Raw genomic sequence first — 10,658 nt, forward strand, 5'->3', positions numbered from 1 at the left:
GACTGACGCCACTGCCCTGCTTCATGACGAAGCCTGAGAACAGGACCTATATGTACGTATACGACGATTACGATCAGAAGATCATCGAGGACCGCGTCAAGCAGTTCCGGGATCAGACCCGACGCTACCTGGCCGGGGAACTGAGCGAAGAAGAGTTTCGACCGTTGCGCCTGCAAAACGGTCTTTATGTTCAGCGCTTCGCGCCAATGTTGCGCGTCGCCGTGCCCTACGGTCAGCTGACCTCGCGCCAGGCGCGCATGATGGCGAAAATTGCGCGCGACTACGATAAAGGCTACGCGCACATTAGCACCCGCCAGAACGTACAGTTCAACTGGCCTGCGCTTGAAGATGTCCCTGATATTCTCGCTGAACTGGCAACCGTGCAGATGCACGCTATCCAGACCAGCGGCAACTGCCTGCGCAACGTCACCACCGACCAGTTTGCCGGTGTGGCGGCGGACGAACTGGTAGACCCGCGCCCATGGTGCGAGATCGTCCGTCAATGGACCACGTTCCACCCTGAATTCGCTTACCTGCCGCGCAAGTTCAAGATCGCGATCAATGGCTCGACCAGTGACCGCGCAGCCATCGAAGTGCATGACATCGGCCTCGAGCCATTGCGCAACGAAGCCGGCGAGCTGGGCTTCCGCGTTCTGGTCGGTGGCGGTCTTGGCCGTACACCGGTCGTCGGTGCCTTCATCAACGAGTTTCTGCCGTGGCAGGACCTGCTGAGCTACCTCGACGCCATCCTGCGGGTCTACAACCGCTATGGCCGTCGCGACAACAAGTACAAGGCGCGCATCAAGATTCTGGTCAAGGCGCTGACCCCTGAAGTGTTTGCCGCCAAGGTCGAGGCTGAAATGGCTCACCTGCGTGGCGGTCAGACCACCCTGACCGAAGCCGAAGTGCAGCGCGTGTCCCGGCACTTCGTCGACCCGCAATACAAGGCACTCAGCGATCAGCACGCCGAACTGGCGGCGCTGGATGCTCAACACCCCGGCTTCGCTCGCTGGCGTCAACGCAATGTGCTGGCGCACAAGAAGCCTGGCTACATTGCCGTGACCCTGTCGCTCAAGCCAACCGGCGTCGCTCCTGGCGATGTGACCGACAAGCAACTGGACGCCATCGCCGACCTGGCCGATCGCTACAGCTTCGGTCAACTGCGCACCTCCCACGAGCAGAACATCATCCTTGCCGATGTCGAGCAGAGAGAGCTGTTCACCCTGTGGAACGAGCTGCGCGACAATGGTTTCGCCACGCCGAACATCGGCCTTCTGACCGACATCATCTGCTGCCCGGGCGGTGACTTCTGCTCGCTGGCCAATGCCAAGTCGATCCCGATCGCCGAATCCATTCAGCGTCGTTTCGACGATCTGGACTACCTGTTCGATATCGGCGAGCTGGACCTTAATATCTCCGGCTGCATGAATGCCTGCGGCCACCACCATGTCGGCCATATCGGCGTGCTGGGCGTGGACAAGAAAGGTGAGGAGTTCTATCAGGTCTCGCTCGGCGGCAGCGCCAGCCGTGATGCGAGCCTGGGCAAGATTCTCGGCCCCTCCTTTGCCCAGGAGGCGATGCCGGACGTGATCGAGAAGCTGATCGACGTCTACGTTGAAAAACGTACCGAAGACGAGCGCTTCATCGACACCTACCAACGTATTGGCATTGACCCTTTCAAGGAGCGCGTCTATGCAGCGAATCATTAAGAACAACGAAGTCATCGATGAAACCTGGCATCTGCTGCCCAAGGACACGACCTTTGACAGCCTGTCGAACTGCGACGACCTGATCGTGCCGCTGGCGCTGTGGCGCGAACACGCGCACGCGCTGAAGGCACGCGATGGCGGTCTGGGTGTGTGGCTGGACAGCGATGAGGAAGCCGAGGAAATCGGCGAGGATGTCCACCAGTTTCAGGTCATCGCTCTGAATTTTCCGGCCTTCACTGATGGCCGAAGCTTCTCGAATGCGCGCCTGTTGCGTGATCGTTATGGCTACAAGGGTGAATTGCGTGCCATCGGCGACGTGTTGCGCGATCAGTTGTTCTACATGCACCGTTGTGGCTTCGACGCATTTGCGGTGCGTGCCGACAAGGATCCGTACGAGGCACTGGAAGGTCTGAAGGACTTCTCGGTCACCTACCAGGCCGCGACCGACGAGCCGCTGCCGCTGTTCCGACGCCGCTGATTCAGGCGTCCCGGGATTTGGCTAAAGGCACGGCTCGGGAACTGATGACTATCGTTCCCATGCTCCGCGCGGGAATGCAGTTCGTGACGCTCTGCGTCACGCGGCGGTTCCGTAACACTCAGCTGACTTGGGGTTCGACTCAAGTCAGCTTTTCACCTACACCTACTACCAGAACCGCTGCTGGGTCAAACGTCCCCACCACTTGGTGGCCAGTTGATCCGCTGAGGTGGCAGCCGCCATGCCCATGCGCTCTTGCAGGCTTTTGCGCTGCACGTAGTGCAGGTGGAACACGTCTGCATTCCTGGCCCGCTCGGCCAGGTACTCGTCACTGGTCTTGAGTTCATCGACCAGCAGCTTGTCGACCGCCGCCATGCCCAGCCATACCTCGCCCGTCGCCACTTCGTCGATGGACAATTGCGGGCGGTAGCTGGCAACGAAGTTTTTGAACAGGTCGTGGGTGATGTCCAGGTCCTGCTGAAATTTCTCGCGGCCCTTTTCGGTGTTTTCGCCAAACACGGTCAGGGTGCGCTTGTATTCACCTGCGGTCAGCACTTCGAAATCGATGTCGTGCTTTTTCAACAGGCGATTGACGTTGGGCAGTTGTGCTACCACGCCAATGGACCCGAGGATGGCGAACGGTGCGCTGATGATCTTGTTGCCGATGCACGCCATCATGTAACCACCACTGGCAGCGACCTTGTCGATGCATACGGTCAGCGGGATACCCGCCTGACGAATGCGCGCCAGTTGCGAGGACGCCAGGCCGTAGCTGTGAACCATGCCGCCGCCGCTTTCCAGACGCAGCACCACTTCATCCTTGTCGGTGGCCAGGGTCAGCAGCGCGGTGATTTCATGGCGCATGCTTTCAGTGGCCGAGGCCTTGATGTCCCCGTCGAAATCCAGCACGTAGACACGGGCCTTGGGCTCGGCGTGCTTTTTCTCTTTCTTCAGTGCCTTGCCCTGCTCCTTGCGCAGCGTCTTGAGGTGCTCCTTGTCGAGCAATGACTGCTCAAGCCGTTCGCGCAGGCCCTTATAGAAATCATTGAGCCGGGTGACCTGCAATTGTCCGGACGACTTGCGACGGCCCTTGCCACGCATGGACGCAATGGCAACCAGTACCACAACGATGGCGATCACCAGCGTCACGGTCTTGGCCAGAAAACTTGCGTAATCGACAACGAAATCCACGAATATCCCTCATGAGTGTCAGGCCCTTACCAATCAAGGGCTGTGCTGAATGCAGCATACCGACGCCCTTTGCCGCGCACCAGTCAATGACCCGTTACAAACCATTAAAACGATGATTTCAAACGAGCGTATGTTTTTTCATTGACAGTCCCCCGACATCCCTCATAACCTCGGTGAACCTTCGGCGTACCGAGAAGAAACGGACGTGGGCAGCATCTACCTGATACGACATGGCCAGGCCTCATTTGGTGCCGACAATTACGACGTGCTGTCGCCCGTGGGGATTCGTCAGTCTCAAGTGCTGGGTGCCCACCTTGCCGAGCAGGGGCTGAGCTTTGATCGCTGCGTGTCCGGTGAGCTCATGCGCCAGAAAGACACCGCCCGGCATGTACTGGGTCAGTACAGCGAAGCAGGCCTCGATACGCCTGAGGTGCAACTGGACAGCGCTTTCGATGAATTCGATGCCGAAGGCGTAATCAGGGCATTGATACCGGCCATGCTCGAAGACGAACCGCAAGCGCTGGATATTCTGCGCGATGCAGCGGCAAATCCTGCAGGGTTCCAGCGTCTGTTCAACCTGATTACCGGGCGCTGGCTGAGCGGCAATCACGATACGCCGGGGCTGCAAAGCTGGCAGGCGTTCGTGGCGCGCGTCGAGGCAGGCCTGAAGCGGATTCTCCAGGTTGCCGGCCCGCATGAGCGGATCGCGGTATTCACCTCCGGCGGCACCATTACCGCCCTGCTGCATCTTATTACCGGAATGCCTGCATCAAAGGCACTGGAGCTTCACTGGCACATCGTCAATACGTCGTTGCACCAGCTTAAATTCAAAGGCACCGACGTGACCCTGGCTTCCTTCAACGGTTACACACATTTGCAACTGCTGAAGGCGCCGGAGCTCATCACCTATCGTTGAGCCCGGCCAATCGCGTCCTGTCGGACGCTGGCATTTACTCTAAAAGGATCACCACATGACCTCAGTAGCAGACGCCGTACAGACCATGAAAAACAAGTTCAACCCAGCTGCTGCTGCCGGTCTGGACCTGGTCTTCGGCTTCAACATCACCGACGAAGACAAGCACTACGCACTGATCGTCAAGGACAGCACCTGCGAACTGCAGGATGGCGAAAACCCGGACGCCAACGTGACGCTGGTCATGGACAGCCAGACCCTCAAGGGCATCGTCAGCGGCGAGACCGATGGCATGCAGGCGTTCATGGGCGGCAAGCTGCGTGCCGAAGGCGACATGATGCTGGCCATGAAGCTCAGCGAACTGTTCCCGGTATAAACCTGCCGCACACGGCAGACTGCACTACCTGAAAACCGAAGCCCTGCCGGCTTCGGTTTTTTTATGCGCACCTTTGTATAAAAAAGCGATCAGAGCCACTGATTGCCCGGCAACACGCTAGCCTATAAAGCCGTCCTGCGCTTGATCGCGGATTGGACGATCATTAGATTAGTCAATAGTTTGCGCTGACCATAATAAGCAAAAGGGATACGTATGGCACTGACTGACCAGTCCACCGAGATTCGCAGCGGCGAAGAACTGGACGCCTCCCTGATCGACGCGTACCTGAAGGCGCACGTGCCGGAGCTTCACGGCACGCCGACGATCAGTCAGTTTCCGGGCGGCGCATCGAACCTGACCTACCTGCTTCAGTACCCTGAGCGGGAACTGGTACTGCGTCGTCCACCCTTCGGACACAAGGCGCGTTCGGCCCATGACATGGGCCGCGAGTACCGCATTCTCAATCAGCTCAAGGAAGCCTTTCCCTACTGCCCGGAGGCTTATCTGCACTGCACGGACGAGTCACTGATCGGCTCGGAGTTCTACGTGATGCAGCGCGTCAAGGGGATCATTCTGCGCTCTGACCTGCCGCCGGAACTGGCGCTGGATGCAACACAGACCGAACAGCTGTGCAAAAACTTCATCGACAAAATGGTAGACCTGCATCGTGTCGATTATCAGGCCTGTGGTCTGGGTGACCTCGGCAAGCCGCAGGGCTACGTACAGCGGCAGATTTCCGGTTGGTCCGAGCGCTACGAGAAAGCGCTGACCCCGGACGCTCCGGCGTGGGAGCAGGTCAAGCGCTGGCTGGCAGACAAAATGCCTGCCGACTCGCCGACCTCGAGCATCGTGCATAACGACTACCGTTTCGACAATGTGATCCTCGACCCGGCCAACCCGATGCACATCATCGGCGTACTGGACTGGGAGTTGACCACGCTCGGCGATCCGCTCATGGACCTGGGCAACACCCTCGCCTACTGGATACAGGCCGACGATCCAGCCACGGTGCAACTGATGCGCCGCCAGCCAAGCAATGCGCCGGGAATGCTGACCCGCCAGGCTTTTGTCGACTATTACGCCGAGCGCGCAGGCGTGCGCATAGACAATTTCGATTTCTACTACACCTATGGCCTGTTCCGTCTGGCCGGTATCGTGCAACAGATCTACTACCGGTTTTTTCACGGCCAGACCCAGGACAAACGCTTTGCCCAATTCATTCACATGAACAGGCTGCTGGAGCAGATGAGCCTGCGCGTGATCGAAAAAACCAGCCTCTGACCGCCAGCGGCAAGACAAGGAAATGATATGTCCAGAACCCAGCTATTCGACCTTGATGGCAAGGTTGCATTCGTTTCAGGTGCCAGCCGAGGCATCGGTGAAGCCATTGCTCGGCTGCTGGCCCAGCAAGGCGCGCACGTTATCGTCTCGAGTCGCCGGCTCGAGGGTTGCCAGGCAGTGGCGGACGCCATCGTCAGCGAGGGTGGCAAGGCAACAGCCATTGCCTGCCACATCGGTGAGCTGGAACAGATAAACAGTGCATTCGCGCAGATTCGCCAACAGTTCGGGCGCCTGGATGTCCTGGTCAACAACGCCGCCACCAACCCGCAGTTCTGCAACGTGCTGGACACCGATCCCGGCGCCTTCCAGAAGACAGTCGACGTCAACATTCGCGGTTACTTTTTCATGTCCGTGGAAGCCGGCAAGCTGATGCGCGAAAACGGTGGCGGCAGCATCATCAACGTGGCGTCCATCAACGCGGTATCGCCGGGTGCCTATCAAGGCGTCTATTCGATGACCAAGGCAGCCGTGGTCAACATGACCAAGGTGTTTGCCAAGGAGTGCGCTGAATTCGGTATTCGCTGCAACGCCCTGCTTCCCGGCTTGACTGACACCAGGTTCGCATCCGCATTGGTCAAGAACGACGCAATCCTCAATGTGGCGCTGTCCCAGATCCCGCTGAAACGCGTGGCCGCTCCCAGCGAGATGGCCGGCGCGGTGCTTTACCTGGCCAGTGAAGCCTCCAGCTATACCACCGGTGTGGCGCTGAACGTCGACGGGGGCTTTTTATCCTGAAGAGCCGCCGGACTGGCAAAAAGAAAGTGAATTAATTTTCCATTATTAAAATATATGGAATATATTTTCCGAATAACAACAATCCTGTCTGGAGAATGTCATGCGCGAATCACTTTCCACATCGCCCGCGCAACTGGGTATCGGACTGATCGGCACCGGCTTCATGGGCCGTGCCCATGCGCTGGCGTTCGGCAACGCCAATGCTGCGCTTGATCTGCCTGCACGCATCCGGCTCAGCGCGCTGGCGGACGCCGACCGTGCACGCGCCGAGCACTGTGCAAGCGCCTGGGGGTTCGACCGCAGCCACGCTGACTGGCAGCAATTGATCGATGATCCACACGTACAGATCGTGGCGATTACCACCCCCAATCACCTGCACTACCCCATGGCCATGGCCGCCATCGCCGCAGGCAAGGCGGTGTATTGCGAAAAACCGCTGGCCGTGAATCTCGCCGAGGCCGATGAAATGCGCCGCAGCGCCAAGGCTGCGGGTGTCGTTACCCAGGTCGGCTACAACTACCAGCACAATCCGATGATCGGACTCGCCAGGGAAATGATCGAAGCCGGCGAACTGGGCGAAATCGTCAGCTTTCAGGGCGAGTTCAGCGAGGATTTCATGGGCGATCCGGCGTCACCCTGGTCGTGGCGCTGTGAAGCGGCACATGCCGGCGGTGCACTGGCCGATCTGGGCAGCCACTTGCTGGCGATGGCGCGTCATTTGCTGGGCGACATCGAAGCAGTCTGCGCCGATGCCAGCACCGTACACCGTGAACGCCCGGCGAGCATCGGCAGCCAGCAGATGCGCGCCATTGCAGTGGACGACCAGACCCACGCGCTGCTGCGCTTTGCCAACGGTGCGCGCGGAACCTTCAGCAGCAGCTGGCTCAAACACGGCTACAAAAACCACCTGAGTTTCGAGATCAGCGGCACCAAAGGCACGCTGGCGTTCGATCAGGAGCGGCTCAACGAGCTGCGTCTCTACCGTACAGGCGCAGCCGGACGCGATGGTTTTCAGCGACTGCTGGCCGGCCCCGCACAACCGGGTTACGCCGCATTCTGCCCGGCTCCCGGCCATCAGCTGGGCTACAACGAGCTCAAGGCGCTCGAAGTACAAGCGCTCATCCAGGCCGTATGCGGTCAGCGCAGCCGTGGCCCGGACTTCGAGGAAGCGTGGCAAATCGAGCGTCTGGCGACGGCCATTCGCGTGGCCGCTGCCGAGCAGCGCTGGGTCGCGCTCACCGACATCTGACTTCCTGCAAGCGCTGCACAAGGGGTAGAATGCGCCACGTTCGGGCAGCCATTCTGCCCCTTTGCCGTCCTCCCATAAGCCCTCTGCCACCATGCCCTTTGAACTCAGCGTCGACCTGACCACCCTCGCCATTCTTGCCGTAGTTGCTTTCATAGCGGGATTCATAGATGCCATCGCCGGCGGTGGCGGTCTGCTGACGACCCCTGCGCTGATGACCGCCGGCCTGCCGCCGCATCTGGTGCTGGGCACCAACAAGCTCAGTTCGACCTTTGGTTCAGCGACGGCCAGTTTCACCTTCTACCGTCGCAAGCTGTTTGATCCACGCCAATGGCTGCATGCAGTGGTCGGCACCGCCGTCGGCGCTGCACTGGGCGCGGTGATCGCTCATTACCTGCCAGCCGAGTGGCTGAACCAGATGTTGCCGGTGATTGTGTTCGGTTGCGGGCTGTACTTGTTGTTTGGCGGCACGCCCAAGGCGCCCCTGGACAGCAACGCGCCGATCAGGAAGAAATGGCAGTTGCCGCAGGGGCTGGGCCTAGGCTTCTACGACGGTGTTGCCGGTCCGGGCACCGGTGCCTTCTGGACCGTCAGCACCCTGCTGCTCTATCCAGTAGACCTGGTCAAGGCCAGCGGCGTCGCACGCAGCATGAACTTCGTCAGCAATGCCGTGGCATTGTCGGTGTTCATCTTCTCGGGCCAGGTGGATTACATCATCGGCCTGAGCATGGGCCTTGCGGTAATGCTCGGTGCCTACTTCGGTGCAGGCACCGCGATCAAGGGCGGAGCCAAATTCATCCGCCCGGTGTTCATCACTGTGGTGCTGGGCCTGACCGTACGCCTAGCCTGGCAGCACTGGTTCGGGGGCGCCTGACCGCTCGGCCAGATACGCCTCGATAAGGTAACGGGCAATCGACCGATTGGCCGGTAACGGCGGCAGGTCATCGACATGAAACCAGCGTGCGTCTTCGATTTCTTCTGCCTGGGGCACGATTTCGCCGCTTTCGTATTCGGCATGAAACCCGAGCATCATCGAGTGCGGGAACGGCCAGCACTGGCTGCCCCGGTACTTGAGGTTCTTGATGCGCACCTGCACCTCTTCCATCACCTCGCGGTGTACGCAGTCTTCAGCAGACTCACCCGGCTCCACGAACCCGGCCAGTGCGCTGTACATGCCGGTGACAAACCGCGGTGAGCGGGCCAGCAGGATTTCATCGCCGCGGGTAACCAGCACAATCATGCTCGGCGAAATACGCGGGTACAGCCGCAGGTTGTCATGTTCGCAGAACATCGCCCGCTCTCCGCGAATCTGCACCGTCGCACGACCGCAGGCACCGCAGAAACGGTGTTCCCTGGCCCATGTGCTGACCTGCGCGGCGTAGCCGAGCATCTGGAAGACAGCGAAATCGCCTTCCAGCATGAACTGACGCAAGCCTTGCCAGGCGCAGCCCTCAACGGCAACCGAGCGCTCAAGCACCAGCAAGTAGACAGGCTCACCCTCGAAATAACCGATGCCGTGCTCGCTCTGCACCGGCAGGTCCTGCCCGGCTAACCAGCCCCTGGGGAACATCACCCCATTGGCGTCCAGCAAAAAACCCTGATCCCCCTGAACCACAGCCAAACCGCCAGGGGCCTCGACATCCAGAACTGCAGTTGTCCAACGCTCCGGGCGCGACATTAGAAACTCCTTCGCTCAAACTCGAGCCTTGTCATGTATCAATTATCAAAGACTGGCTTGTACTTGCTCATCTGCGCAGCCATCGCCAGCTTCAGGTCAGGTGATTGCAGCATGGCTGCGTTCCAGATGGCAACGTGTTCGAGACCGTCTGCCACTCTGTGATCACGCATGTAGCTGATCATTTGCTTGGTGCCTTCGATGGCGATGGGCGATTTTCCGGCTATTTCCCGAGCCACCGCCAGGACACCCTGCAACAGACCGTCCGCGTCATCGAAGGTGCGATTGACCAGCCCGATGCGTTGCGCCTCTTCAGCGCCGACGGTACGCCCGGTGTAGGCCAGTTCGCGCAACACACCATCACCGATGATCCTTGGCAGCCGTTGCAGCGTGCCGACATCAGCGGCCATGCCCATGTCGATCTCGCGAATGGCGAACTGCGCGTCGGCGGCCGCGTAACGCATGTCACACGCAGAAATCAGGTCGATGGCACCGCCCAGGCAATAGCCGTGAATGGCAGCGAGAACCGGTTTCCGGCAATTGTCCACGGCAGTGAACGAAGCCTGCATGTCACGGATCTTGCGCCGCAACAGGCGGGCATTACGCCCGGCATCCTTGCCCATCTGGCTGGCGACCGAGGCCAGCAGCGCCAGATCGATGCCTGACGAAAAATGCTTGCCTGCCCCGCTGAGAATCACGACGCGCACCTCGTCGGTACGCTCTATCCAGTCGAAAATGGCGATTATCTCCGTCCAGAACGACTCGTTCATTGCGTTGAGTTTTTCGGGCCGGTTGATTTGTACGTGAGCAATGCTGTCGGCCAGATCGACCCGGAAACTTTGATAATCGGTCACGACGTGATCCTCAGGCAGGTTGGGTGTTCAGGCGCAGGACTATAACAACTGCAACAGGCACACCGGAACCGGACTGAAGTGACATTTGCCGGACGCGAAAATCACCCGCCCGGCTATATTCGATATCGCTGTCCCCCTCAAAT

The 10,658-nt window shown here is 59.5% G+C and carries 11 protein-coding genes; 8 read left to right on the top strand and 3 right to left on the bottom strand.

Going from position 1 to position 10,658, the window contains the following annotated elements; translation table 11 throughout:
* Positions 1 to 50 precede the first annotated feature (50 nt).
* Both KBY08_RS09860 and KBY08_RS09865 read left to right on the top strand, forming a co-directional pair.
* Positions 51 to 1,709, top strand: coding sequence for a nitrite/sulfite reductase (locus KBY08_RS09860; protein ID WP_003402786.1), 1,659 nt, complete (start codon positions 51 to 53; stop codon positions 1,707 to 1,709).
* Positions 1,693 to 2,187, top strand: a complete 495-nt coding sequence (locus KBY08_RS09865; RefSeq protein ID WP_003402787.1) for a DUF934 domain-containing protein — start codon at positions 1,693 to 1,695, stop codon at positions 2,185 to 2,187. The genes KBY08_RS09860 and KBY08_RS09865 overlap by 17 nt, the downstream gene beginning before the upstream one ends.
* Before the next feature lie 165 nt (positions 2,188 to 2,352).
* Here KBY08_RS09865 and sohB read toward each other — a convergent pair whose 3' ends face one another.
* The gene (sohB, locus tag KBY08_RS09870; RefSeq protein WP_003402788.1) at positions 2,353 to 3,375 is read right to left on the bottom strand and encodes a protease SohB; all 1,023 of its coding nucleotides are present in this window, start codon (positions 3,373 to 3,375) and stop codon (positions 2,353 to 2,355) included.
* Positions 3,376 to 3,580: 205 nt separating this feature from the next.
* Between sohB and KBY08_RS09875 the strand changes: the two genes are divergently transcribed.
* The 6 genes from KBY08_RS09875 (at position 3,581) to KBY08_RS09900 (ending at position 8,860) form a co-directional block, all read left to right on the top strand.
* Positions 3,581 to 4,291, top strand: coding sequence for a histidine phosphatase family protein (locus tag KBY08_RS09875; protein ID WP_024660624.1), 711 nt, complete (start codon positions 3,581 to 3,583; stop codon positions 4,289 to 4,291).
* Between the two features lie 55 nt (positions 4,292 to 4,346).
* A complete protein-coding gene (locus tag KBY08_RS09880; protein ID WP_024660623.1) occupies positions 4,347 to 4,664 on the top strand; it encodes an SCP2 sterol-binding domain-containing protein in 318 nt (105 codons plus the stop codon).
* 213 nt (positions 4,665 to 4,877) lie between these two features.
* Complete coding sequence (locus tag KBY08_RS09885; RefSeq protein WP_003402791.1) at positions 4,878 to 5,945, top strand: phosphotransferase family protein; 1,068 nt, start codon at positions 4,878 to 4,880, stop codon at positions 5,943 to 5,945.
* A gap of 27 nt (positions 5,946 to 5,972) precedes the next feature.
* Entirely contained in the window at positions 5,973 to 6,740 is a 768-nt protein-coding gene (locus KBY08_RS09890; protein WP_011267696.1) for an SDR family oxidoreductase, read from the top strand.
* Positions 6,741 to 6,840: 100 nt separating this feature from the next.
* The gene (locus KBY08_RS09895; protein ID WP_024660622.1) at positions 6,841 to 7,989 is read left to right on the top strand and encodes a Gfo/Idh/MocA family protein; all 1,149 of its coding nucleotides are present in this window, start codon (positions 6,841 to 6,843) and stop codon (positions 7,987 to 7,989) included.
* 91 nt (positions 7,990 to 8,080) lie between these two features.
* Entirely contained in the window at positions 8,081 to 8,860 is a 780-nt protein-coding gene (locus tag KBY08_RS09900; RefSeq protein ID WP_003402798.1) for a TSUP family transporter, read from the top strand.
* Here the strand turns inward: KBY08_RS09900 and nudC are convergent.
* Together nudC and KBY08_RS09910 are read right to left on the bottom strand one after the other, a co-directional pair.
* Positions 8,828 to 9,664, bottom strand: coding sequence for an NAD(+) diphosphatase (gene nudC / locus KBY08_RS09905; protein ID WP_024638799.1), 837 nt, complete (start codon positions 9,662 to 9,664; stop codon positions 8,828 to 8,830). The genes KBY08_RS09900 and nudC overlap by 33 nt on opposite strands.
* Positions 9,665 to 9,702: 38 nt before the next feature.
* Positions 9,703 to 10,515, bottom strand: coding sequence for a crotonase/enoyl-CoA hydratase family protein (locus tag KBY08_RS09910; RefSeq protein WP_024641971.1), 813 nt, complete (start codon positions 10,513 to 10,515; stop codon positions 9,703 to 9,705).
* Positions 10,516 to 10,658: the final 143 nt, after the last annotated feature.

It is taken from the genome of Pseudomonas sp. P135, from assembly GCF_020312125.1.
Lineage (GTDB): Bacteria > Pseudomonadota > Gammaproteobacteria > Pseudomonadales > Pseudomonadaceae > Aquipseudomonas > Aquipseudomonas fragariae.